A 23,933-nucleotide genomic window follows, 5' to 3' on the forward strand; every position below is an offset into this window, starting at 1 on the left:
GCGGACGGAAAAAACACCGATTCCGGTGTGGTGCTGCCATTCTTTGCAATCAGGCGCGGCGATATGGGCGATTTTTGGGTGTTTGGCTATGGGTCGCTGATCTGGCGTCCGGGTTTCGCGCATGTCGAGACACAGCGCGCCCGCCTGCACGGCTACCGGCGCTCGCTGTGCGTCTATTCCTTCGTGCATCGCGGCACGCGTCAGCGCCCGGGGTTGGTGCTCGGTCTCGACCGTGGTGGCTCCTGCGTCGGTTTGGCGTTCCGCGTGCCCGGCGAATTGCGCGATGAGGTCATCGCCTATCTGCGCGAGCGCGAGCTGGTCACCAACGTCTATCTCGAACGTACGCTCAAGATTCGCCTTGACGGCGGCCGGACGGTCGAAGCCGTGGCCTACATCGTCGACCGCCAGCATGAGCAATATGCCGGCGCGCTCGACGCGGCGCATGCAGCGGCCGTGGTGCGCGGCGCGGTCGGCCTGTCCGGCAACAATGAGGACTATGTGATCAGCACGCTGGAACACCTCGAGGCGCTGGGCATAAGCGACCACTGGCTGGAGGATGTCGCGCGCCGGGTAGCGCCTTTGTGAAGCGCTGGCTCTGCGGAAAACGTCGCCAGGCCTTTGACCTCGATATGGCAAGGACTAGGTTAGGTTTTGAACCTCAGCCAGGGCTGCATTCACCGGCCCCCTAATCATCCCGGAGATACGCCTTGCAGAAACGCCGTCTTGGTCGCACCGATCTTTCCATCGCGCCGCTGGTCCTGGGCGGCAACGTCTTCGGCTGGACCGCCGACGAGAAAACCTCGTTCGATCTGCTCGACCGCTTCGTCGGGGCCGGTCTCAACGCCGTCGACACGGCGGACGCCTATTCGCGCTGGGTGCCCGGCCACAAGGGCGGCGAATCGGAAACCATCATCGGCAAGTGGATGAAGGACCGCGGCAATCGCGATCATGTCGTGGTGGTCACCAAGGTTGGTTCGGATATGGGACAAGGCCACAAGGACCTGTCCGCCGCCTATATCGAAAAAGCCGTCGACGCGTCGCTGAAGCGGCTGCAGACGGACGTCATCGACCTCTATCTGTCGCACTGGCCGGATCCGACCACGCCCTATGAGGAAACCCTCGGCGCCTACGAGAAGCTGCTCGCCAAGGGCAAGATCCGCTATGCCGGCTGCTCGAACCTCGACGCCGGCCAGTTGCGCGCGGCACTCGATGTGGCGAGCCTGCGCAGCCTGCCGCGCTACGAGGTGCTGCAGCCGGAATACAATCTCTACGATCGCTCCTCCTTCGACGGGCCGTTGCGCGATCTGTGCGTGGCCGAGGATATCGGCGTCATCACCTATTTCAGCCTGGCCAAGGGCTTCCTGAGCGGCAAATACCGCAGCGAGGCCGATCTTGGCCAAAGCCCACGTGGCGGCGGGGTGAAAGACTACCTCAACGCGCGCGGCACGCGCATCCTTGCGGCACTCGATGCGGTGTCGGCCAGACATTCGGCCAAGCAGGCGGAGGTGGCGCTTGCCTGGGTTATCGCACGGCCAGGCGTCACCGCGCCGATCGCCAGCGCCACCAGGCCTGAGCAGATGGATAGCCTGATCAAGGCCGCGTCGATGAAATTGACCGCCGACGACATGGCCGAGCTCGACAAGGCAAGCGGCTGAAACATCCGGCCGCCGCCGCACGAACGTCCAAGACCACGCTCCTGTCTTGCCATACCGTCCTTCGCACGGGGCAAGGCAGAGGGTGAGATGGCCGAACTTTTTCCTTCGCAGCCGGATCTTTGGCGCCAGCTGTTCGCGCTGGTGCTTGCCGCTACAGTGGTGATGGGCAGCCCAGGGCCGGCAACGATAAGCGTCACCGCCGTCGGAGCTGCCTTCGGCTTTCGTGATTCATTGCGGTACGCCTGGGGAATCGTCCTCGGCACGATCGCCGTGCTGCTGGTGGTAGCCACCGGGGTCCTGGCGGTGCTCACATCGATGCCGAAGCTGGCGCCGCTGCTGGCTTTCGCATCCGGCGCCTACATCCTCTATCTTGCGTTCAAGATCGCCACGGCTCCGCCATTGGCGGCGCACGCGGCCGAGGCTACGCGCCCAACATGGCTGGCCGGGTTTCTGCTGGCCGTCGCCAACCCAAAAGCCTATGTGGCGATCGCCGCCGTGTTCGCCGGCGCTTCGTCGAGCCAAAGCGCCGACGATATTGGCCTGTGGCTCAAGCTGACCGTTCTGACGCTGATGATCGTCGCCATCCACGCTTTGTGGCTCGTCGCAGGGGCGGCGTTCGCCCGCTTCCTGCGCAGGCCTGCTGCCTCGCGGATCATCAATCTGGTCTTTGCCGCGACGCTTGTGTTGACCACCGCGCTGGCCGTGTTCGGCTGATTGTTGGCTCGGAGCTTTTCAGGCTTTCGCGCCGAGTTCCCGCAACCGGTTCACTGCGGTCGAGGGCAAGGCCGGCGGGTTGGGCGCGCGGGATGCCTCGATGAGAAGCTGGTCACAGGCAGCCTCCGTCTCACCGATCAGCCGGGCCATGAATTCGTCCTTGCCCAAGCCGGGCGGGATCGGCGGTAGGAACCGCGCCTTGATCGTGCCGGGGTAGCGCAGGAATTTGCGCCGCGGCCAGTAGAGACCGGCGACATGGGCGACCGGCACCACCGGAACGCCAAGCTGCGAATAGATTTCGACGATGCCGTATTTGTAGGCCGGTTCGTCGCCCGGCGCGCGGCGCGTCCCTTCGGGATAGATGATCAGCTGGCGTGGGTTGCGCGCCATTTCCTGCCTGGTGGCGGCGACCACCGCCTTCAACGCTTTCGAGCGGCTGCCGCGGTCGACCGGGATCATGCGCATCTTCATGATGTACCAGCCGAAGAACGGGATCCAGGTCAACTCGCGCTTGAGGATGTAGAGCGGATCCTGGAGGAAGGGGAAGAAGGCGATCGCGTCCCAGAACGATTGATGCTTGGGCGCCAGGATGAAGGAACCGTCGGGCAGGTTTTCCAGGCCGGTGATGTCGCTCTTGGTCCCGGCAATCTTGTCATAGAGCCACATGCACGTGCGTGACCAGAATTTCGGCACGAACCAGGCGCGGTGACGGGGCGACAAGAAATAGTAGGGGGTCCAGAGGATCATCTGGACGATCAGATTGACGTAGAAGACGAAATTGAACGCCAGCGATCGGACATACAGCATGGAGGGAGGCCCGGTGAGAGGTGTGCGTTGGTTACACCAAGCGCGGCGAAAAAGGAAATGGCCGCAAGCAGCTCTGACCGGCGAAGAAGAACGATGGTCGGGCGGCCCGTTCAGCTAGGTCAATCGCGCCAGCCGCTCCTTCAGACGCGGGGCAGCGAAATCGAGAAAGGCCCGCAGCTTGACCGGCAGCAGGCCGTGGCCGGCATGCACCAGGCTTACCGGCCATGGTTCAGGCTCGAACTCCTGCAGCAGGATGCGCAGCGCGCCTGACCGCAGCGCGGCTTCGATCTGGTAGGAAAGCACTTTTGTCACCCCGATGCCGGCAATCGCGGCATCGATGGCCGCCTCGGCGGTATTGACCTGAAGCCGCGAGCGGACCTGAACCGGGATTTCCGTCCTGCCCTGGGCGAAGCTCCAGGTGGCGGCGGAAGCAAGTCCCTCGAAGGTGATGCAACTGTGTGTTTCCAGATCCTGCGGGGTCATCGGCGTGCCATGCTCGGCCAGATAGGCCGGGCTCGCACAAGCGATGCGGCGGATCGAGCCGACAGCAATGGCGACCAAGCTCGAATCAGGCAACTGGCCGATGCGAATGGCGAGATCGAAATGGTCCTCAACCAGCTGGGTTATGCGGTCGGCTAGCGTCAGGCGAATGTTCACGTCGGGATAGGCCGCGAGAAAACCGGTGACGACCGGCAGCACGTGCAGGCGGCCAAAGACGACCGGCGCGGTGATGGCCAGCTCGCCGGTCGGAGCGCTGTATTCGCCGGCCGCCGTGCGTTCGGCCTCACCGACATCGTCGAGGATGCGGCGGCAGGCGGCAAGATAGGCCTGGCCGGCATCGGTCGGCGTCAGCCGGCGCGTCGAGCGGTTCAACAGGCGTGTGTTCAGATGTCGTTCGAGATCGGAAACCTTGCGGCTGACCGTCGCCAGCGGAATGCCGAAACGGCGGGCCGCGGCGGAAAGGCTGCCGGCTTCCACCGCAGCGACAAAGAGCGACATGGCTTCGAGACGATCCATAGCTTCTTCCAGAAAATGGAAGGACGGATTGCGAATATGTCATCTGCATTTGAGGGATGGAAGGCTTTATATGAGTATCCTTGGCCTGCCTGCAGCGTGGCCTCAACGAGCAAGGAGCTACCATGTCCGAAAGCCGGCCGCCGCTGCCGCCGTTCACAGCCGAGACCGCTGCGCAGAAGGCGCGCATGGCCGAGGATGCCTGGAATTCGCGCGATCCGGCCCGGGTGGCGCTTGCCTACACAACAGATAGCCGCTGGCGCAACCGCGCCGAATTCCTGCAAGGCCGCGATGCCATCGAGGCTTTCCTGACGCGCAAATGGAGCCGCGAACTCGACTATCGGTTGATCAAGGAGGTCTGGGCCTTCCACGGCAACCGCATCGCCGTGCGCTTCGCCTATGAATGGCACGACGACAGCGGCTCATGGTTCCGCAGCTATGGCAACGAGAACTGGGAATTCGACGAACACGGGCTGATGCGCCTGCGCATCGCCAGCATCAACGACCTGCCGATCGGTGCGGCCGATCGCAAATATCACTGGTCGCTCGGTCGGCGCCCGGACGACCACCCGTCATTATCGGAGCTTGGGCTCTAGGGTCGCCCGGGCAAGGAGGCTTTCATGAACGCTCATGCTTTCACCAGCGACGTCGCCTTCACGCCGACCGTCAAGGCGATCCAGGCCCGCAAGGGCTCACGCCAGTCCTATGCCCGCGTCGAGGAGCGTGGTGGCTGGCAGGCCGATATCACGCCCGACCTTGCCGCCTTCATCGAGATGCAGACCAGCGTCTTTCTGTCGACGGCCAATGGCGATGGCCAGCCCTACATCCAGCATCGCGGTGGACCCGCCGGGTTTCTCAAGGTGCTGGATCAACACACGATCGGCTTTGCGGATTTTGCCGGCAACAGGCAGTTCATCACGCAGGGCAACCTAGCTGACAATCCGCAGGCCTTCCTGTTCCTGATCGACTATGCCCACCGGCAACGCATCAAGATCTGGGGCACGGCCCGCGTCGTCGAGAACGATGCCGAGCTGATGGCGAGGTTGATGCCGCAGGACTACAAGGCGCGCCCCGAGCAGGTTATCCTGTTCACGGTCTCGGCCTGGGACTCCAATTGCCCGCAACATATCCCGCAGCGGTTCGAGGCGGCGGACGTGGCAGCGGCGCTTGGTGAACGGGACAGGCGTATCGAGCGCCTCGAACAGGAGATCGCGCGCCTCATGGGGATTTCAGGCGCTGCAGCCGGGGCAGGCGCCGCCACCGGGGAATGATGGTTCAGCCGCCGGCCGCGGTCTCGGCCAGTGCGATGCCGTCCGGCGTCGGCTTCATCGGCACGATGCCGCGCGCCAGCGCCAGCAGATATTTATTGTACTCGGTGAACAGCACGCGCAATGCGCGCGGCTTGGTCAGCCAGCTGCCATTGTCGAGGTTGGTGTTGACCACCGGATACGGTTCGAGCTTGGCGCCATGCAGCAGCCGGCCCATTTCCAGCAGGCTGCGCGGCATATGATAGTTGTTAGTGACCAGGATCACCGTGCCGTAGGCATGGCTCTCCACCCATTTGGCGCTCTCCTCGGCATTGCCGATCGTGTCCAGCGCGGCGCGGTCGATGTCGACGCAGCAGGAGAACAAGCGCTTGTCGCCACCGATCGCCGCCTGCAGCTGGCGGCGGCTGGCGGAAGGATGCACGCCGCTGATCAACAGCCGCTCGCCCTTGCCGGACGCCAGCAGATCCATCGCGGCGTCAAGGCGGGACTGGCCGCCAGTCAAAACGATGATCGCGTCGGCCTTGGCTGGATTGGCGGGAGTCGTCAGGTGGCTGACCTTGTTGGCGAACCAGCCAAAGCCGCCGGCAAACAGAGTTGCGAGGATGAGCAGGGAAAGCGCGGAGAGGCGCAGAACAGCTTTTAGGCGGCTGAGCTTGCCGTGGTCGCGCGAATGGGCAACCACCACTGGCATCTGCCCAGCCGTCCCGGTCGTTTGCCGCGCGTCCATCGCCATATGGTTAATCCCCAAATGTGGCTTTGGGTAGTAGAAAGACGCACTTTGCGTTACGCGAATTCTCCATCCGTGATCATCCTGTTTCTATCGATGTCATTGTCCCGAACTGGTTTCTGCTTTCAAACGACGTGAATTAGCCGGCATCCGGCTGGCGAACTTCGATGTCGCTGAGATAGGCGACGACGGTGGCGTGCGAGGTTGCCGCCGTCAGTGCGCCGATCACCAGCACCATGAGAAAGACGCCGAGATAGCCTGCCGACCCGATTGCGAAATTGCCGAACAGCGCGGTCGCTTGGTCGGCCTGCGGCGTCGCCATGTTGCGCGACGACCACCATGAAAAGACGATGAACACGAGCACAGCCGCGGCTCCGCCGGCGGCGGCACCCTTCATGCCGGTAACCAGGAAATGCCTGCGGAATTCACGCGCGATGAAGCTCGCCTCGGCGCCAACGAAATGCAGCACCTCGATGATGTGGCCATTGCCTGCCATGGCGCCGCGCGTCGCGAACACCACGGTCAGCACGGTCGCCGACAGCATGAGCGCCAGCACGGCGATACCGATGGTCACAGTGGTGCGGGCCATGGCCACCAGCCGGTCGACCCAGGTGCGGTGATCGTCGAGCGATGCGCTTGGCAATTTTGGCGTGATCGCGGCGCGCATGGCGGCGAAATCGGGCGGGTTGCTCTCGTCGATGGTGACGATGATCAGGCGCGGCACCGGCAGTTCATCGATGTTGAGGCCGGAGCCCAGCCACGGCTCCAGAAGCCTCGCGGTCGCGTCGCGATCGATGATCCGGGTCGCCTTCACGCCGGGAAACTCGCTGGCCATCTGCGAGGCCTGGGCAAGGGCGGCTTCCATGTCGAGGCCGTCGACCGGCTTGATCTGGATCGTCGCCTCGCGCGAGATCTGGTTCTCCCAGACCGAGGCGGTGTCACGCACCAGCGTCACCGCGCCGAAGGTCAGGCAGGACAGGAAGGTCATGATGGCGATCACCAGCACCAGTGCCCGGCCGGCAATGTTCTGTGCCGGCACGATCGGCGCCATCCGGCGCTGGGCACGCGGCCTCGCTTCGGTCGCCTCGGCGTCCTGCTCCTGGTGTTCAAGATGTTCGGCAGACAGCTCAGTCATAGATGTCCAGCCTTCCGCCGGCCAGGATCATGCGGCGCGCGTCGACCTGTTCCATCAGGCCAAGGTCATGGGTCGCGATCACCACGGCGGTGCCGAGACGGTTGAGCTCGATGAACAGCCGCAGCAGGCGTCGCGCCAGCGGCGGATCGACATTGCCGGTCGGCTCATCGGCCAGCAGGATCTCCGGCTGCTCGATCAGCGCACGGGCGATCGCCGCGCGCTGCTTCTCGCCGCCGGACAGGACCGGCGGCAGCACATGCATGCGCTCGCCCAGCCCGACCCATTTCAACAGCTCGGTGACATCGGTGCGGTAGCTCGCCTCCTCGCGCCCGCGCACGCGCAGTGGCAAGGCCACGTTCTCGTAGGTGGTCATATGGTCGAGCAAGCGAAAATCCTGGAACACCACGCCGATGCGGCGCCTCAGATGCGGCAGTTCGGCGCGCGAGATGCGCGAGCGGTCCTTGCCGAAGATGGTGATCAGCCCGCGCGTCGGCTTCAACGACATGAACAGCAGGCGCAGCAACGTCGTCTTGCCGGCACCCGAAGGCCCGCTCAGGAACTGGAAGGAGCGCTCCGGAATGTGCAGGGAGATGTCACGGAGGATTTCCGGACCCATGCCATAGCGGAGGCCGACATTTTCGAAGCGAATCAATTTCGGCGACCTGAAATTCGCGGCGGCAGCGAGCCAGCCTGTTCTGGGCAATGACCATCGGCCGGCATGGTTAACCGGCGGTTAATTCTTGGGCTTTTTCGGCTCTTCACGAGGGCTCCGGTGGGGAAGCGTTAACCATTTGTGTTTACGCAAAAGAAACGAAAAGCGAACACCTGCTGCAATGCTGGGGCCATGATGGCTGACGATAGAACCGCGCGCCCGGTTTCCGGCGAAATCATGACCGATCCGGCGGCAATTGCCGCAACGGACCGGTTCATGCGCGCTCCAACGTCCGACATCGTCGATGCCGACTATGTGGTGATGCCGCGCCTTGTCCCGGCCTCGGAAAGCGTTTCGCCGCTGCCGCGCGCGATCGTCACGCCGCCCATCGAGGGAATGGACATGCTGCGCAAGCCCGAGGCCCCGGCGGAGCGGCCACCGGCTTCACGCGGCGGGCCGATCTTCTGGATCGCCGGCATTGGCGCCGCCTTGGCCGCCTTCTGGGTCTCCGGAGGGCATGCGCTGGTGCGCCAGGCGCCGTTCCTGTCCAGCGCGCAGGCGTCGGCGCTGAGCATTTCAGGCGTCACCTCACGCGTCGACACCTCCGGGCCGAATCCGGTGCTGTTCGTCGATGGCGAGGCCGGCAATGACGGAGCGAAACCGGCACCGCTGCCGCCGCTCGAAATCCGGGTGACCGGCAATGACGGGCGCACGACGCGCTATACGTTGGGGACATCCGGTCGGGCGCTGGCGTCAGGCGAAAGATTCGGCTTTGCCAGCCGGCTCGACGTGCCTAAGAACGGCGTAAGAACCGTTTTGGTCACTTTCGCCCAATAGGCGATCACCGGGGAAGACCACCAATGCCAATCGTACGCGGCAAGGACATCGAGGTCCTGTTTTCGGCATCAGCGATCGCAAGGCGCAATTTAGAGCTCGCCAAGGAGATCGCCGGCCACGACTACCATGATCTGCTGGTGATTTCGGTACTGAAGGGCTCGTTCATCTTCGCCGCCGACCTGATCCGCGCCATGCATGATGTCGGCCTGTCGCCGGAGGTCGAATTCATCTTCATTTCCAGTTATGGCGCCGGCACGACCAGTGGCGAGGTGAGGGTGCTGCGCGACATCGACAATGAGGTCGCCGGCCGCGACGTGCTGTTGATCGACGACATTCTCGAATCGGGCAAGACGCTGAGCTTCACCCGCGACCTGATGCTGTCGCGCGGCGCCAAGAGCTGCGCCATCGCCGTGCTGCTCGACAAGCGCATGCGCCGCCAGACCTCACTCAACGCCGACTATGTCGGCTTCGACTGTCCCGACTATTTCGTCGTCGGCTACGGCATGGACGTTGCGCATGCCTTTCGCGAATTGCCGTTTGTCGGTGTCGTCAAAGGCGACGTGTAAGCGACGTCCAAAAAGGCTTGTTGGCCTCCGGCGCCTTCAGAAAAAGTCAACTTTTCGCAGCCAAATATGCCTGCCATGGCAAAGCTTCTAATCGTCGAGGACGATGAGTCCGTTCGCACCCTGGCCGCCCGCGCGCTTGAACGCGCCGGACACACAATCGATATCGCCGCGGACGGCGCGCAAGGCCTTTCGCTGATCCGAGCAGCCAATGGCGGCTATGATCTCGTCGTCTCCGACATCCGCATGCCGGAGATGGACGGCATCGAGATGGCGATTGCGGCGGCGGCCCTCTTCCCGTCGATGAAGATCATGCTGATGACGGGCTATGCCGACCAGCGCGAGCGCGCCGAGGAACTGAACGGCGTTATCCTCGATGTCGTGCAGAAGCCGTTTACGCTTGCCGAAATCCGCTCTCGCGTCGAACGGGCGCTGATCTGCTTCGCCTGATCAGGCTGGATCGGCTGCAGCGAGCACGGGCAGAGCGCCCTTGCGGCGTTCGAGGTTGAGCGCCAGCAGGCCGGCGCCGATGATGAGCGCCGCGCCGATCACGGTCGTCGACCGTGGCACCTCGGCGAAGAACAGGAAACCCCACAGCGGCGACCACAGGATGCCGGTGTATTCGAAGGTGGCAACGCGGTTGGCCGGTGCCATCCGGTAGGCCTGCGACAGCAGGATCATGCCGGCGGAGGCGACGAAACCGCAGGCCGCCATCTTGAGAAAATCAGGCAGTGTCGGCGAGAGCCAGGGCCGCACCAGGAATTCGAGGCTCGGGTGGACGGCGTGGGTGATGCCGGCGCGGTGAAACGCGCCGGCAACCACGGCGGCGCCGACCAGATAGGCGCCGTTCTGATAGAAGGCCATGACGGTGGACGATTCGGTATCGCCGATCTTGCGGGCCATCAGCTGCGAAAAACCGTAGAGCGCCGCCGAGCCCAGCGACAGCAGCGCCGCCCAGTCGAACAGACCGGCACCCGGGCGCAGCATCACGAGGACGCCGAACAGCCCGATCAGCACGGTCGCCAGCGTCTGCCAGGAGACGCGCTCGCCAAGATAAGGCCCGGCCAGCACCATGATGAACAGCGGCGCCATGAAATAGAGCGCCACGGCGTCGGCCAGCGGCAGTGCGGCGATAGCCAGATAGTACACCGTATAGGAGGTGAACTGGATGAAGGCGCGCATCGTCAGCATGCCGAATCGCCTCGACAGGATCGCCGGCAAGCCGACATCGACATGGACGAGAACAATCAGGATCGGCAAGGCGACGATCGAGCGGATCGCCATCACCTCGGTCACCGGATAGCCGCTCGACACGGCTTTGACGAGCGGGTCCTGCAGCGAGAAGACCAGCACGCCAAGGCACAGGCTCAGGATGCCAAGCACCATCCGGTTCTGCATGTGCCTTCGGGGCTCCCTGCAAGCGAAAAAGAACCCGCCACCGTTTCGGGCAGCGGGCATGAGTGAGGACTCTTCGAATTGGTCCGCGGCCGATTTTGGCAGCCGCATATCCAATGGGTGAAGCGACTATCGTTCGGCGTTTGACATGTTGCAAACGAATTGGAATGATATCAGCGATCAAATTTGCTTATGGCGGATTTCATGCGACCGACCCTCGACAGCGACCTCCTGCGCACCTTCGTGGCTATTGCCGAAGCCGGCAATTTCACCAGGGCGGCAGAGCAGGCCGGCCGCACCCAGTCGGCGGTGTCGATGCAGATGAAGAAGCTCGAGGACCTGATCGGCGACAGCCTGTTCGAGCGCGGCTCGCGCGGGGTCGTGTTGACGCGGCGCGGCGGCGAACTCATCGTCAATGCTCGCCGCATCGTTTCGCTGCTCGACGAGACGGCGGCGTCGATGGCGGCGGCGCCGCTTGGAGGGCCGGTGCGCATCGGCATTCCGGAGGAGTATGGCCACGCGATCCTGTCGCGCGCGCTCGGGGCTTTTTCGAAGCGACACACACAGGTCGAGGTCACCGTGCGCTATGCGCATTCGGGGGCGCAGATGGCAGCGCTCGCCGCCGGCGAACTCGATCTGTGCGTGGTCTTCGAATGGCAGGATCCGTCCGGCGGGGAAGTGCTGATGCACGATCCGACCGTATGGGTGACATCAACGCTGCACCACATGCATGAGGAGCGGCCGGTGCCGATCGCGCTCTACAATCGGGCCGGCTGGTGCAAGGATTTTGCCGTCAAATCACTGGAGCAGCGCGGTCTTGCCTACCGCGTCGCCTATACCAGCGACACCACTGGCGGCTTGAAGCTCGCCGTCACCTCCGGGCTGGCGATCGCGCCGATCTCACGCAGCAACATTCCGGCCGGCTGTCGCGAACTGACGTCGGCGGACGGGTTCGGCGACATCGATTCCTCGAATGTGGTGATGCACCGCAACCCGAATGCCTCCGGCGAGGCGATCGACGGCATGCAAGAGGCAATCCGCGAGGCGTTCGTCAACAGGCAGATTTAGTGCCTGTCGTCCATGTGCAGCGGTGTTGGGATAACGACATGCACAAAACAAAGACTCAGGCGGCCACTTCCTCGTAGAAATGTAGGCGGTTGCCGAACGGATCGGCAACCGATATTTCGCGGGATTTCCAAGGCGTCTCCTCCAGGCCCGGCCTGGCGAAGCGGTAGTTTTTGCCGATCAGTTCGCGATGAAGTGCGGCGATGTCCTCGACCTTGATGCGCACGGCAATGCCGGGCGCGCCGTCGCCGTGATGTTCGCTCAGATGCAGCACGCAGCCGTCGCGGCCGACCGCCATGTAGAGCGGCGCGCTGTCGTCGAAACGATGCTCCCATTGCACCTCGAAGCCCAGGAAGCCGACATAGAATTCACGCGCCTTGGCAATGTCGAAGATGCGCAGGATGGGCGTGACGGCGCCAAGTTTCGGCATGGTGTTGCAACCGTTCGAGTGTCTTCGGGTGAGGTTGGAAGCGGGGCGGCGATCCCTATTTCAGCTCGAGCAGGCGTTCCAGATAGCTGCGTTCGATGTCGGGGCTGAGCGCGTTGCCGAGCCGCTTGCGGATCGCTTCCAGAATCTGGCGGGCGCGCTGCACGTCGATCTCGTCGGGCACTTTCACCGAATCGCCGAAATCAGGGCCCTGGCTGGCACGTGGCCGGCCCAGCGGGTCACGGTCGGCGTTCTGCTGGCGGCCACCTTCCTCGCTGCCGCCTTGATCGCCCTGCATGGCCTGCATCTGCTTCATCATGTCCTTGGCGCCCTTGCGCAGCGCTTCCAGCGCCCGGCCCTGGTGGCCGACCGCCTGATCGCCATCGCCTTCGCCGAGCGCCTGTTCGGCATTGCCCATGGATTTGCCGGCCTCGCCAAATCCCTCATTGGGCTCCATGCCCATGCCTTCGAGCCCCTTCTTCAGCTGCTCGAGGTCGCTTTTCAGCTGGCCCTGGCCCTGCTGCAGCTGCTTCAGCGCATCGGCGAATTCCTGCGGCGTCATCGGCTTCTGCTGGCCATCCTCGCCGGGCTTGCCGTTTTCGCCCGACTGACCTTGCTCACCGTCCTGGCCGAGTTGCTCTTCGCGGTTCTGCCCGCGCTGGCGCTCGCCGCGCTGCATCTGGTCCATGCGGAAGGTGTCGTTCATCATCTCCTGCTGGCGCCGCAGGATCTCGCCGAGCTTGTCCATCTGCTGGCGCATCTCGCTGTCCTGCTGACCGCCTTGCTGCTGACGGCCGGCCTGGAGGTTGTTCATCATGTCCTGCAGTTGCGATAGCAATTGCTGCGCCTTGTCGCGATCGCCCGACTTCGCCAGGTTCTCGATCTGGTCCATCATGCGATCTATATCGCTCTGGCGCAGTTCCTGGCCGTTCTGCTGCATCTGCGGTGCGTTGGGATTCTGCTTGGCGCGTTCAGCGAATTCCTGCAGGAACTGGTTCATCGCCTCGCGCAGTTCCTTCATCGCCTTTTCGACCTCCGCATCGCTGGCGCCGTTCTTGATGGCGTCCTGCAGGGCCTGCTGCGCCTGGCGCAGCCGCTTTTCCGCGGCCGAGAGATTGCCTTCCTCGATGCCGAGCGCGATTTCCCAGAGATAGGACACCTCGCTGCGCAGCTGGTCGTCATTGACGGCCATCTTCAGCCGGCTGCGGGCGCTCATGATGGCAAGGTAGTGGGACATGTTGTCGAACGTGTCCTCTGGCCGCAGCGTGATCGCGTCCATCAGGTCGAGCACGCGCGACTTGATGTTGGCGTCGAGCGCCAGCAGGCGGCGCTGCTCGATCACCGCGCGCGCCAGCGGATTGGCGAAAGGCCGCTGCGGCATAACCAGCGTCTTGGTTTCGCTCGACGCCGTGTGCCCGGCATCGTCGGTGGCGACCAGCGTCAGCTTGATGCTGCTGCCGGCCCAGACATGTTCGGTCAGGTCCTTCGTCGTCCGGGCGGCATTCGACTTGCCGCCGCGACGCGGCAGTGACAGCGGCATTTCAGGCGGACCATAGAGCGGATGTGCATTGGGCGCCTGCGGATCGGCGAGCGCGAAAACCGCCTTGGCATTGGCGGCGCCATAGTCGTCGTCGATCTGGTAGTTGAGCTCGAAGGCGCCGTTGGCGGCACGCTTCGGCTCGCCGACGAAGCGGATCTGCGGCGGCTTATCCGGCATGACCGAGAAGGCCCAGCGGCCGAGCTGGTCCTCGCCCGACGTCAGCGTCAGGGTGCCGTCGCCGGTGAGCTTGCCGGTGAACTGCCGGACCTTGGATGGCGTTGCCGGGTTTGCCGCCGGCTTGGCCGAGGGGGCCTGCGGGCCGGCGGGGTCGATGGCGCGGGAATTGCCGTTCTTGTCGGCATAGGCGAGCGTTTCCCCGCCCGAGCCGCCGGTGACGCGCAGCGAGACGTCGCTGCCTTCGGGAATGATGAAGGTCGGCGTCGCCTGGTTGACGTCGGCGGTCAGGAAGATCGGCGGCTTGCCGGTATAGGCCGGCGGCGTCACCCAGGCGTCGATGCGCGGTGGTATGGCATCGTGGACGCCATGGGCGCTGAATCCGTCGACAATCCTGCCGCCGCTCGGTCCGAAGGAGAAGGCAAAGGCGGTCACCAGCAAAAGTGCGGCCACCGCGCGCAGACCCCAGCGGTCGTGCTCCGGCACGCGCGTTCGCGGCAGGTCGGCGCCAAGGCTGTCGAGCTTTCCGGCCATGCGCTTCTGGTGTTCGCGCCACAGTGCCTGCGAGAAGCTGCTTTCCCTGCCGCTCGGCCGATCGGTCTGCACCAGCACCGGGCTGTGCAGCAATTGATTGGCCGCTTCGATCCGGCGGTCGATTTCGGCGGCGCCCGGCAAGCGGAAGAAACGCAGCGGATAGAGTGCCGCAAGCGCCGCCACACCGAATGCGGCGACCAGGCCGATGCGCGCCACGTCCGGCAGGCGCGAGAAGATGCCGAGCCAGGAGACGCTGAGGAACAGGCTGGCGACGATGACGAGCGGAAGCAGCAACGGCCAGCCACGCTCGACCATCATCGAGACCCGCGTCGCCATCCGGCTCAAGGCAAGGCGCCGGGCCAGGCCGCGATGGCTGCTGAAGGTGGGTCGTTGCGTCATCGGCCCTTCCATGGGCGGGCAGGATAGCCCGATCCTCACGACTCGAAGAATACCAGCAAACACGGCAAAGGCGAGGCAGTTTGAGAAAACGTGAAGCTGCCGGACCCGTCGCTGTCAGAACGTGGTGGGGTTCGCGTTGGCACCGCAGACCAGTACGGCGACCCTTTCGCCGGGCGCAGGCTCGTACCGTCCGGACAGCAGGGCCGCGAAGGCGGCCGCACCGCCCGGTTCCGAGATGATGCGCACCCGGTTCCACAGCGCCTTCTGGGCAGCGACGATGTCGTCGTCGCTAACCAGGATCGAGCGTTCGACAAAGGCCTCGGCGATCGGGAACATCATTTCGCCGACGCGCTTGGGCGCCAGCGAATCGGCGGCGATGCCCTCGGCCGGCGCGTCGACGGGGCGGCCGGCCTCGAAAGCGCGGTAAAGCGTTGGCGCCCCCTCCGGCTCGATGGCGATGATGCGGATGCGGCCGGCGAACCAGGCGGCGATGCCGCCAATCAGGCCACCGCCGCCGACGGCGACCAGCAGCGTGTCGATCTCAGGCAAATCGCTCTCGATTTCCAGCCCGAGCGTGCCTTGGCCGACCAGCGTCTCCTCCTGGTTGAAGGCATGGATCTGCAAGGCGCCGGTTTCCTCGGCGAAGCGTTCGCTGGCGGCCAGCGCCTCGGCGTAGCGGGCGCCGCCGACGATGAGTTCAGCGCCGTAGCTGCGGATCCGCTCAAGTTTGGCCGGCGGGCTCACCTCGGGAACGAAGATGGTCGCCTTGTGGCCGAGCCGCATGGCGGCGTAGGCGACCGCAGCACCATGGTTGCCGCCCGACGCGGCGACGACGCCGGCCTTGGGAACCGTTCGCTCCAGCAGGTTGGTAAAGGCGCCGCGCGCCTTGAACGAGCCGGAATGCTGCAGGCATTCGAGCTTCAGGTCGACGGTCAGCGGCGGGCGGTCGAAGTCGGCCATGTCGACGCGCAGCACCGGTGTGTGCCGCACATAGGGCCGGATGCGCGGTTCCATCGCGGCAATGCGTTCGCGTGTGACGGTGTTGCCGTTGCTCATCGACGTCTCCTCGGGATTGACAGCAATTAGTAACTTGGCAAAATGGCTAAATGCAAGAGGTTGACGTCTTCAAGGCGATCGCCAACGAACGCAGGCTGCAGATTCTCGACTGGCTGAAGGATCCGTGCGCGCATTTCCCGCGCCAAGCCGATGGCGATCTGGTCGACGACGGCGTTTGCGCCCTGCTGATCGCCGAGAAGCTCGGCATCACGCAGGCGACGCTCAGCGAGCACATGCGCGTGCTCACCCAGGCCGGCCTGCTGCGCGCCAAGCGCATCAAGCAGTGGACGTTCTACCGCCGCGACGAGGACAGGATCGCCGCCACCAGGGCGCTCATCCAGAATCGGCTGTAGCGCCGCCGTCCGGGCTTCGACACCGGGCAGCGTCTACCTTAGCCAGTCGGGTACCGAATCCAGCCCGATCAGGTCGTCATAGGTCAGGCGCGGGCGCACGATGTGGAAACGGTCGCCGTCGACCAGCACCTCGGGCACCAGCAGGCGCGTGTTGTAGGTGCCGGCCTGGACCGCGCCATAGGCGCCGGCGGTGGAAACGGCAATCAGGTCGCCAGCCTTCAGCCTGGGCAGGTCACGGTCGAGGCCGAGATAATCGCCGGTCTCGCAGACCGGGCCAACGACATCGACCATCATGCGCGGCGTGTCGGCCGGCGGCTGCACCACCGGCCTTATGTCGTGGAAGGCATCGTAGAGCGTCGGCCGGATCAGGTCGTTCATGGCGGCGTCGACGACGAGGAAATTCTTGGCGTCGCCTTCCTTCACGAAGATCACTTCGGAGACGAGGATGCCGGCATTGCCGACGATCAGCCGGCCGGGCTCGAACATCACCTTGAGCCCCAGCTTGGTGACATGCTTCCTGACGATCTGGGCATAGGCGTCGGGCAAGGGCGGCGGGTTGTTGTCGATACGGTAGGGGATGCCGAGGCCGCCGCCGAGATCGATATGCTCGATGGCATGGCCGTCGGCGCGCAGCGCGCCGACCAGATCGACAAGCAGGGCGAAGGCGTCGTCGAAGGGCTGCAGCTCGGTGATCTGGCTGCCGATATGGGTGTCGATGCCGGTGACCTTGACCCCCGGCAGCTGTGCAGCACGGGCATAGACCTGACGCGCCCGCTGCCACGGAATGCCGAACTTGTTCTCGGCCTTGCCGGTGGAAATCTTCTTGTGGGTCTTGGCGTCGACATCCGGATTGATGCGCAGCGAGATCGGCGCCACCTTGCCAAGGGCGGCGGCACGGGCCGACAACAGCTCCAGTTCCGGCTCGGATTCGACGTTGAAGCAAAGGATGCCGGCGGCGAGGGCAAAGTCCAGTTCGCGCGCGGTCTTGCCGACGCCCGAAAACAGGATCTTGCTTGCCGGGATGCCGGCCGCCAACGCCCGCCGCAATTCGCCTTCCGACACCACGTCGGCACCGGCGCCGAGCCTGGCCAGCGTTCGCAGCACCGCCTGGTTGGAATTGGCCTTCATGGCATAGCAGACCAGCGCGTCGAGCCCGGCAAAGGCCTGGGCAAACACCCGGTAGTGCCTGGTCAAGGTGGCCGTCGAATAGCAGTAGAATGGGGTGCCGACCTGTGCAGCGATATCGGGGATCGCCACGTCCTCGGCATGCAGCACGCCGTCGCGGTAGTCGAAATGGTTCACGAGAGTGGTTCCGGAAGTTGGAGCACGATGAGACCGGGTTTTAAACGAACAACCCGGGTGTCATCGGCCTAGATCAGCGGGTCGAGGAAGAACTTCTTGTCCATGACCGGTTTTTCCGGCTCCGGCGGCACGGGCTGGTGCGCCTTTGAAGCATCCTTGCGCGCTTGGACGGCTGCCTCATAGGGCGAGTCGAGGGCGCCCCTCCTGCCGCAGGCCGAGACGGCCGCAATCGCCACCAGCAGCGTCAGCGTCACCAAAATCCTGCTTCCGGTCATCGATCCATCCGTCCGAAACTTTTTCCAGCCGCCGCTTTTAGCCGAGTTCTCAGAGCATTGCACCCCGGATATTGCTGGTCGCAATATCCCGGATCATGCCTTGGCGATGCGCTTTTTCCAGCCGCGGATCTGCCTTCTAACTTCCGACGGTGCGGTGCCGCCGAAACTGGTGCGGCTCTTCACCGAGTTCTGCACCGCCAGCACCGAAAAAATATCCGCCGTGATACCCGGATTGATCGCCTGCAGGTCTTCCAGGGAAAGCTTCTCCAGCCCCACTTTCTTGTCTTCGGCCAGCGCCACCGCCCGGCCGGTGACATGATGCGCCTCGCGGAACGGCAATCCGAGCGTGCGCACCAGCCAGTCCGCAAGATCGGTGGCGGTCGCGTAGCCCGAGCCGGCCGCCTTTTTCATCGCCGCTGCGTTGATTGTCATGTCCGAGACCATGCCGGTCATCGCCGCCAGCATCAGGTCGAGCGTCTCGGCGGCATCGAACACCGATTCCTTGTCTTCCTGCATGTCCTTGCCATAGGTCAGCGGCATGCCCTTCATCACCGTTAGCAGGCCGACCAGATGGCCGGTAACGCGGCCGGTCTTGCCGCGCACCAATTCAGCGGCGTCGGGGTTCTTCTTCTGCGGCATGATCGACGAGCCGGTGGAAAAGCTGTCCGACAGCCTGACGAAGCCGAATTGCGGCGTCGACCAGATGATGATCTCCTCTGCCAGCCGCGACAAATGCGTGGCGCAGATTGCCGCCAAGGCGAGGAACTCAAGCGCGAAATCGCGATCCGAAACGCTGTCCAGCGAATTGCGCATCGGCTCGCGGAAGCCGAGTGCCTTGGCGGTTCTGTGGCGGTCGATCGGGAAGCTGGTGCCGGCAAGGGCCGCGGCACCGAGCGGGCTCTCGTCCATCCGTTCGATCGCGTCGCGAACCCGCGAAAGGTCACGCGCAAACATCTCGACATAGGCCATGCAGTGATGGCCGAAGGTCACCGGCTGCGCCGCCTGCATATGGGTGAAGCCCGGCATCACCGTCGCCGCATGCTCCTCGGCGCGTGCCAGAAGCGCCTCGATCAGCCCTTTCAACGCCCCGGCGACGCGGAGGCACTCGTCCTTGACCCACAGCCTCAGGTCGACGGCGACCTGGTCATTGCGCGAGCGGGCGGTGTGCAGGCGGCCGGCCGCCGGTCCGATCAGGTCGGCGAGGCGAGCCTCGATATTCATGTGAATGTCTTCCAGCCGGGTCGAGAACTCGAATGTGCCGGCCTCGATCTCTTTCTGAACCGTGTTCAGCCCGTGAGCGATTTTTTCTTGATCGGCCGCCGAAATAATGCCCGTTTGCGCCAGCATCTCGCTATGGGCGATCGAACCTCGGATGTCTTGCGCATAGAGCTTGCGGTCGAACGAGATCGACGCGTTGATCGCTTCCATGATCGCGGCCGGACCCGAGGCAAAACGTCCGCCCCACATCTGGTTGCTGGTCTTCTTGTCGCTCATGGCTATAACCCGTGCTTCGGAGCAGTTTTGAGAAAATGGCAGACGGTAATAGATTCTTCCCGGCCCCGCGCCTGATCCTCGCCGCGTTGGTGGCGGGCGCGCTGGCCGGCGCGGTCGCGGTATATGTCAGCGAGAGCCGGTCTGGCAACAACGCCGAGCACCAGGTGGCTGTCGGCGACAGCAAGAACGATGTCGCCTGCGCCGCCAAGGGCGAGCGCGCCAAGAAGGTGGCGGCAGCGGCCACCGGCGAGGTCGCGGCATTGTTGCCGGCCGATCCGCCGCAATCGTTGAAGAGCCTTGCCTTCAATGGGCCGGACGGCAAGCCGATGACGCTCGCCGACCTTGCCGGCAAGACGGTGCTGCTCAATCTGTGGGCGACATGGTGCGCGCCGTGCCGTGCCGAAATGCCGGCGCTCGATGCGCTGCAGAAGGAAAAGGGCAGCGACGCCTTTCAGGTGGTCGCCGTCAATGTCGATGCCGGCGACGATGTGAAGCCGAAGAAGTTCCTCAGCGAGACAGGCGTCGAGACGCTCGGCTACTACCGGGATTCGACGATGGCCGTGTTCAACGATCTCAAGACGCGCGGCCTGGCGCTCGGCCTTCCCGCCACTATGCTGATCGACGGTGAAGGCTGCCTGATCGCTCATATGAACGGCCCTGCCGAATGGTCGGGGCCGGACGCAAAGCGACTGGTCGAGGCCGCGCTCCAGCCCGAAAGCTAGGCTCTGTCCACACTCAGTGCAGGCGCGGGTGCGAAGGCCAGGACGCTTCTGTTGCGCTGGCCGACGGCGTCGTTGCTGACCGTGGCTGCGTCGACACCGGTCAGCTCGCCGAACTCCTCGATGAGGCCAGGCCTGCCGATATAGTAACCCTGGCCGATCTCGCAGGCTTCGGCATCCAGGAATTTCAGCTCGCCGAGCGTCTCGACACCCACGGCAAAGGCCTGCGAAGTGGGCGCGATCGTGTATTGCGAGATCTCGATCGAGGAATCCGGAACGATCGACACCGCGCCCATTGCGATGAAATGCAAGGTGCAGATCGCCAGCGTCAGCACCACTGCTCCGCCCAGTGTCGCAGACAGCGATGGGCGACACAGGACAACAACAAGCGCCAGCGCGGCAAGCGTCATCCCCGCCAGCAGGGAAGCCGCCACAAGCAGCGGGTTCCATTCTATCCGGCCCTGCACCTCGAATGCCGCCATGCCGATGTAGTGCATGGTGGCAATGCCACCGCCCAGAATGGCGCCGCCGACGAGATAGTGGTCGAGCCCGTTGCGCAGCGTGGCGACCCACATGCCGGCGGCTGTCAGGACAACGGCGGCGGCAAGCGAGAGCACCGAGAGTTCCGGATTGTATGCGTTTGGTATTCCCGGCGTGAACGCAAGCATGGCGATGAAATGCGTTGCCCAGATACCGAAGCCGGTCGACGTCGCCGCGATCATCAGCCAGGCAAGCCGGTTTCGATCTGTCGACCTGCCGACACGGTGAAGCAGGTTGACGGCAGAAAAAGAAGATATCCCGCAGATCAGCGCGGCGAGTGCGACCAGTCTCAAATCGTGTTCGTTGACGATACAATTGTAGACCGTCAGCATCTTATTTCACCTGATTTATCGGAAATAAAACAAGGCAATATGATTGACTAGCCCTTGGCGGTTGAAGGATCGATTAAGCGGGCCTGCAACTCTGGCGTGCCTTTCAAGGGCAGGGCGGCTGCGGGAAATCAGGCCGTCGTCCGGGTGGATGCGGTTTCAATGGGCCGGATGCTTCAGAGGCCGGCCAACCGGTCGCAGATTGAGCCCACGATTCTTAAAAGCTCTGGCCCGTCACGTGATGCGAACCGTCACAACGAGTGCCTCGTGATCGGAACTCGGTCGGCCATCCGGCAGCACGGCCGGAAGAATGGCGGGAGCGCTCGCGACGAGGCCGCGTGTGAAGAACCAGTCGATGTGGCCGATGGGAGTGGGATCGCCGGCCTCGCGTCGTTGGGTAGGCAGGTCGAGCCTGTTGGCGGCCTTCCAGTCGTACCCGCGTCCGGCGAGGATCGCGAACAGCGGTTCGTGCGGCTCGACATCGATCAGCCGGTTGGGCTCGGCGGCGATGCGGGCCGCCCAGGCCTGGAGATCGACGTGGCGGTCCTCATGGCTGGCCGTCAGCGTGTTGAAGTCGCCGCCCAGCAGCACCGGTGCCTGTGGATCATATTTGTCGATGGCATCGAGGAGATGGCGGGTCTGGACGGCGCGGCCGGCGGGATCGGTACGGTTTTCGAGATGCACCGAGACCACCGTTACCCTGCGGTTGCCGATCTGCACCTGACCACCGATCGCCATGCGTCCGCCGATGCGCGGCTGGCCGCGCTCCGGCCGAAACCAGCCGCCGGCGGCGTCGAGACGCACCAGGAAAGGACGAAGCAGCGGGACGGCGCTGGCGACCGCATTGCCATGAAAACCTTCGGCATTGGATGCGCCGCCGGCCGCCGACCGTTCCACCGCGTTGCCGGCACCGAGCTCGACGAACTCGACGCCATAGGCGAAAGCATGGCCGAGCCGGTCGGCAAGCGCGCGCAGTGGATGGCCGTTGCCGGAGCGCGCCATGCCTTCGTCGACCTCGGATAGCAGCACGACGTCGGGAGACTGGCCGATAAGCGTGGCCGCGATGGCGTCGCCGTGGCGGAGCCGCTCGACGTTCCAGGCCACGACGGTGAGCGTCTCGCTGGCGCTTTCGCATGAGGCCCTGCCGCCGATCTCGATCTGACCGAGCGCGGGAATGGCTGCAGCGAGGCGCAGATGGGTGGCGCTATCACGCGGCCCCTTGCGCATCGCCTCGCGGTCGGCGATCGGCACATGTGTCAGCTGCGAGACAAGCATTTCGTCTATCCATTTTTAGCCGGTTAACGATGCGGGCCTTTACGCCAGTTTTCGACGCCCTAGGTACCTAGGGCGCCGATATGACGGTTTCATTTCATGCCGGTGCAAGCCGTCGAGGGAGGAGAGATTGGCTGTCCACAGGCCTGAAAAGGCACAGCAGAACTGTCACATACTTTCTCTATGAGACGGCCCGGGACCTGCGCAACGATCCTTGAAACGAGCCACTCAACAGGGAATGAGATTCATGTCGATGATCAAAAATGGCCTGGCGGCTCTTGCCGCCGGCGCAATCAGCGTTTCGATGGCGCTGCCAGCGGCTGCCGCGCCCACCAAGTTCGATTTCTGGTTCGGCCTTTCGGGCGACCTCGCACGTGTCGTAGACACGCTTTGCAAGAACTTCAACGCCTCGCAGTCCGACTATGAAGTCGTCTGCACCAGCCAGGGCAATTACGACGCCACGCTGCAGAACACCATCGCCGCCTTCCGCGCCGGCAAACAGCCCGCCATCGTCCAGGTCTATGACGTCGGCACCGCGACGATGATGCTGTCGGGCGCCTACAAGCCGGCCGACAAGCTGATGGAAGAAAACGGCTACAAGATCGATTACGCCGACTATTTCCCCGGTATCGCGCGCTACTACGCGACGTCGAAGGGCGAGATGCTGTCGTTCCCGTTCAATTCCTCGACGGCGCTGATGTACTGGAACAAGGACGCCTTCGCCAAGATCGGCAAGACCGAGGCGCCGAAGACCTGGGAAGATGTCGGCGCCGACCTGCAGGCGATGAAGGACGCCGGCTACGAATGCCCGATGGCGATCAACATCTCGGCCAATGAAAGCTGGCAGTTGATGGAGCAGTTCTCGGCCATCCACAACCAGCCGATCGCCACCAAGAACAACGGCTATGACGGCCTCGACGCCCGCCTGGAAGTCAACAAGACCAAGTTCGTCCAGTACGTCACCGACCTCAAGAAGTGGTATGACGCCGGCCTGATCAAGATCAAGTCGAAGGACCTTGGCCAAGACATGGTCCAGGCTTTCGCCTCGGGCACCTGCCAGGTCATCATGACCTCGGTCGGCGACCACGGCACCGTCGGCAAGACCCAGAAACAAGGCATGAACTGGGATGTCGCCGAACTGCCGGCCTACGCCGGCACAGAGCGCAAGAATTCGCTGGTCGGCGGCGCTTCGCTGTGGGTGCTCTCAGGCAAGTCGGACGCGGAATACAAGGGCGCGGCCGCGTTCCTCAATTTCATCCACGATCCCAAGACCGCGCTGTTCTGGTCGACCAACACCGGCTACATCCCGGTGACCAAGTCGGGCTTCGACTACATGAAGTCGAATGGCTTCTACGACAAGGCGCCCTTCAAGGGCCGTGAAACCGCGATCGCCAGCCTGACCGCGTCCGAGCCGACCGAAATCACCCGCGGTATCCGTCTGGGCAATTTCACCCAGATCCGCGCCGAGTTCGGCACGCAGATGCAGGCGATCTTCGCCAACAAGGTCAGCGTCCAGGAAGGCCTCGACACGCTGGTCAAGAATGGCGATGCCATCCTTGACCGCTTCCAGCAGACCTATCCGGGCAAGACCCTGCCCTGATCTCGGATCTACGTGGCCGCCCTGCGGTTTTGTCCAAGCATGATCTTTTCCGAAAACCGGTCTCCACTTTCGGGATCATGCTTGGGT

At 63.9% G+C, this 23,933-nt stretch carries 25 protein-coding genes and 1 pseudogene; 12 read left to right on the forward strand and 14 right to left on the reverse strand.

Annotation, left to right across the window (positions count from 1 at the left end; translation table 11 throughout):
• Positions 1 to 63 precede the first annotated feature (63 nt).
• The 3 genes from AC0ZT5_RS15885 (at position 64) to AC0ZT5_RS15895 (ending at position 2,369) form a co-directional block, all read left to right on the forward strand.
• On the forward strand, positions 64 to 585 hold the full coding sequence (locus AC0ZT5_RS15885) for a gamma-glutamylcyclotransferase (protein ID WP_488497192.1): 522 nt from the start codon (positions 64 to 66) through the stop codon (positions 583 to 585).
• Positions 586 to 707: 122 nt separating this feature from the next.
• The gene (locus AC0ZT5_RS15890) at positions 708 to 1,655 is read left to right on the forward strand and encodes an aldo/keto reductase (RefSeq protein ID WP_488497193.1); all 948 of its coding nucleotides are present in this window, start codon (positions 708 to 710) and stop codon (positions 1,653 to 1,655) included.
• Positions 1,656 to 1,742: 87 nt separating this feature from the next.
• The gene (locus AC0ZT5_RS15895) at positions 1,743 to 2,369 is read left to right on the forward strand and encodes a LysE family translocator (RefSeq protein ID WP_488497194.1); all 627 of its coding nucleotides are present in this window, start codon (positions 1,743 to 1,745) and stop codon (positions 2,367 to 2,369) included.
• 18 nt (positions 2,370 to 2,387) lie between these two features.
• On the opposite strand, the gene AC0ZT5_RS15900 is transcribed toward AC0ZT5_RS15895, so the two are convergent.
• Complete coding sequence (locus AC0ZT5_RS15900) at positions 2,388 to 3,176, reverse strand: lysophospholipid acyltransferase family protein (RefSeq protein ID WP_488497195.1); 789 nt, start codon at positions 3,174 to 3,176, stop codon at positions 2,388 to 2,390.
• 114 nt (positions 3,177 to 3,290) lie between these two features.
• A complete protein-coding gene (locus AC0ZT5_RS15905) occupies positions 3,291 to 4,193 on the reverse strand; it encodes a LysR family transcriptional regulator (RefSeq protein WP_488497196.1) in 903 nt (300 codons plus the stop codon).
• Between the two features lie 122 nt (positions 4,194 to 4,315).
• Between AC0ZT5_RS15905 and AC0ZT5_RS15910 the strand changes: the two genes are divergently transcribed.
• Positions 4,316 to 4,786, forward strand: a complete 471-nt coding sequence (locus AC0ZT5_RS15910; protein WP_488497197.1) for a nuclear transport factor 2 family protein — start codon at positions 4,316 to 4,318, stop codon at positions 4,784 to 4,786.
• Between the two features lie 24 nt (positions 4,787 to 4,810).
• The gene (locus tag AC0ZT5_RS15915) at positions 4,811 to 5,461 is read left to right on the forward strand and encodes a pyridoxamine 5'-phosphate oxidase family protein (RefSeq protein WP_488497198.1); all 651 of its coding nucleotides are present in this window, start codon (positions 4,811 to 4,813) and stop codon (positions 5,459 to 5,461) included.
• Positions 5,462 to 5,465: 4 nt separating this feature from the next.
• Here the strand turns inward: AC0ZT5_RS15915 and AC0ZT5_RS15920 are convergent, their stop codons facing one another.
• The 3 genes from AC0ZT5_RS15920 to ftsE form a co-directional block, all read right to left on the reverse strand.
• On the reverse strand, positions 5,466 to 6,191 hold the full coding sequence (locus tag AC0ZT5_RS15920; protein ID WP_488497199.1) for a YdcF family protein: 726 nt from the start codon (positions 6,189 to 6,191) through the stop codon (positions 5,466 to 5,468).
• A gap of 133 nt (positions 6,192 to 6,324) precedes the next feature.
• On the reverse strand, positions 6,325 to 7,320 hold the full coding sequence (locus AC0ZT5_RS15925; RefSeq protein ID WP_488497200.1) for a cell division protein FtsX: 996 nt from the start codon (positions 7,318 to 7,320) through the stop codon (positions 6,325 to 6,327).
• Positions 7,313 to 7,972 (reverse strand): cell division ATP-binding protein FtsE, encoded by a 660-nt coding sequence (ftsE, locus tag AC0ZT5_RS15930; RefSeq protein WP_027023302.1) that lies wholly within the window; start codon positions 7,970 to 7,972, stop codon positions 7,313 to 7,315. Before ftsE ends, AC0ZT5_RS15925 begins: the two co-directional genes overlap by 8 nt.
• A 192-nt stretch (positions 7,973 to 8,164) precedes the next feature.
• Here ftsE and AC0ZT5_RS15935 point away from each other — a divergent pair, with 192 nt between their 5' ends.
• The 3 genes from AC0ZT5_RS15935 (at position 8,165) to AC0ZT5_RS15945 (ending at position 9,822) form a co-directional block, all read left to right on the forward strand.
• Positions 8,165 to 8,809, forward strand: a complete 645-nt coding sequence (locus tag AC0ZT5_RS15935) for a hypothetical protein (RefSeq protein WP_488497201.1) — start codon at positions 8,165 to 8,167, stop codon at positions 8,807 to 8,809.
• A 23-nt stretch (positions 8,810 to 8,832) separates the two neighbouring features.
• Positions 8,833 to 9,375 carry a hypoxanthine phosphoribosyltransferase gene (gene hpt / locus AC0ZT5_RS15940; protein WP_184876202.1) on the forward strand — a complete coding sequence of 181 codons (543 nt, stop codon included), beginning with the start codon at positions 8,833 to 8,835 and terminating at the stop codon, positions 9,373 to 9,375.
• A gap of 75 nt (positions 9,376 to 9,450) precedes the next feature.
• Positions 9,451 to 9,822: a response regulator gene (locus AC0ZT5_RS15945; protein WP_477228458.1), complete on the forward strand. Its 372-nt coding sequence runs from the start codon at positions 9,451 to 9,453 to the stop codon at positions 9,820 to 9,822.
• Here AC0ZT5_RS15945 and AC0ZT5_RS15950 read toward each other — a convergent pair whose 3' ends face one another.
• On the reverse strand, positions 9,823 to 10,770 hold the full coding sequence (locus tag AC0ZT5_RS15950; protein ID WP_488497202.1) for a DMT family transporter: 948 nt from the start codon (positions 10,768 to 10,770) through the stop codon (positions 9,823 to 9,825).
• Between the two features lie 201 nt (positions 10,771 to 10,971).
• Here AC0ZT5_RS15950 and AC0ZT5_RS15955 point away from each other — a divergent pair, with 201 nt between their 5' ends.
• Positions 10,972 to 11,835 carry a LysR family transcriptional regulator gene (locus tag AC0ZT5_RS15955; protein WP_478353894.1) on the forward strand — a complete coding sequence of 288 codons (864 nt, stop codon included), beginning with the start codon at positions 10,972 to 10,974 and terminating at the stop codon, positions 11,833 to 11,835.
• Between the two features lie 55 nt (positions 11,836 to 11,890).
• Here the strand turns inward: AC0ZT5_RS15955 and AC0ZT5_RS15960 are convergent, their stop codons facing one another.
• The 3 genes from AC0ZT5_RS15960 to AC0ZT5_RS15970 all read right to left on the reverse strand — a co-directional run bounded on the left by AC0ZT5_RS15960 (position 11,891) and on the right by AC0ZT5_RS15970 (position 15,962).
• Positions 11,891 to 12,262: a glyoxalase superfamily protein gene (locus tag AC0ZT5_RS15960; RefSeq protein ID WP_488497203.1), complete on the reverse strand. Its 372-nt coding sequence runs from the start codon at positions 12,260 to 12,262 to the stop codon at positions 11,891 to 11,893.
• Positions 12,263 to 12,317: 55 nt separating this feature from the next.
• The gene (locus AC0ZT5_RS15965; RefSeq protein ID WP_488497204.1) at positions 12,318 to 14,906 is read right to left on the reverse strand and encodes a TIGR02302 family protein; all 2,589 of its coding nucleotides are present in this window, start codon (positions 14,904 to 14,906) and stop codon (positions 12,318 to 12,320) included.
• 114 nt (positions 14,907 to 15,020) lie between these two features.
• A complete protein-coding gene (locus AC0ZT5_RS15970) occupies positions 15,021 to 15,962 on the reverse strand; it encodes a threonine/serine dehydratase (RefSeq protein WP_488497205.1) in 942 nt (313 codons plus the stop codon).
• Positions 15,963 to 16,012: 50 nt separating this feature from the next.
• Here AC0ZT5_RS15970 and AC0ZT5_RS15975 point away from each other — a divergent pair, with 50 nt between their 5' ends.
• Complete coding sequence (locus AC0ZT5_RS15975) at positions 16,013 to 16,315, forward strand: ArsR/SmtB family transcription factor (protein ID WP_488497206.1); 303 nt, start codon at positions 16,013 to 16,015, stop codon at positions 16,313 to 16,315.
• A 33-nt stretch (positions 16,316 to 16,348) separates the two neighbouring features.
• Here the strand turns inward: AC0ZT5_RS15975 and lysA are convergent, their stop codons facing one another.
• From lysA to argH, 3 genes are all read right to left on the reverse strand, one after another.
• Positions 16,349 to 17,617 carry a diaminopimelate decarboxylase gene (lysA, locus tag AC0ZT5_RS15980; RefSeq protein ID WP_488497207.1) on the reverse strand — a complete coding sequence of 423 codons (1,269 nt, stop codon included), beginning with the start codon at positions 17,615 to 17,617 and terminating at the stop codon, positions 16,349 to 16,351.
• Between the two features lie 68 nt (positions 17,618 to 17,685).
• Complete coding sequence (locus AC0ZT5_RS15985) at positions 17,686 to 17,892, reverse strand: lipoprotein (RefSeq protein ID WP_488497208.1); 207 nt, start codon at positions 17,890 to 17,892, stop codon at positions 17,686 to 17,688.
• A gap of 93 nt (positions 17,893 to 17,985) precedes the next feature.
• Positions 17,986 to 19,386, reverse strand: a complete 1,401-nt coding sequence (gene argH / locus AC0ZT5_RS15990) for an argininosuccinate lyase (protein WP_488497209.1) — start codon at positions 19,384 to 19,386, stop codon at positions 17,986 to 17,988.
• Positions 19,387 to 19,421: 35 nt separating this feature from the next.
• Here argH and tlpA point away from each other — a divergent pair, with 35 nt between their 5' ends.
• Positions 19,422 to 20,108, forward strand: a complete 687-nt coding sequence (gene tlpA, locus AC0ZT5_RS15995; protein ID WP_488497210.1) for a thiol:disulfide interchange protein TlpA — start codon at positions 19,422 to 19,424, stop codon at positions 20,106 to 20,108.
• A gap of 194 nt (positions 20,109 to 20,302) precedes the next feature.
• On the opposite strand, the pseudogene AC0ZT5_RS16000 reads toward tlpA, so the two are convergent.
• Positions 20,303 to 20,977, reverse strand: a pseudogene (locus AC0ZT5_RS16000) (MHYT domain-containing protein); the annotation flags it as partial.
• Positions 20,978 to 21,208: 231 nt separating this feature from the next.
• Positions 21,209 to 22,249 carry an endonuclease/exonuclease/phosphatase family protein gene (locus AC0ZT5_RS16005; RefSeq protein ID WP_488497211.1) on the reverse strand — a complete coding sequence of 347 codons (1,041 nt, stop codon included), beginning with the start codon at positions 22,247 to 22,249 and terminating at the stop codon, positions 21,209 to 21,211.
• 244 nt (positions 22,250 to 22,493) lie between these two features.
• Here AC0ZT5_RS16005 and AC0ZT5_RS16010 point away from each other — a divergent pair, with 244 nt between their 5' ends.
• A complete protein-coding gene (locus AC0ZT5_RS16010; protein WP_488497212.1) occupies positions 22,494 to 23,846 on the forward strand; it encodes an extracellular solute-binding protein in 1,353 nt (450 codons plus the stop codon).
• Positions 23,847 to 23,933 lie beyond the last annotated feature (87 nt).

The sequence above is a fragment of the Mesorhizobium sp. CNPSo 4670 genome (assembly GCF_057784235.1).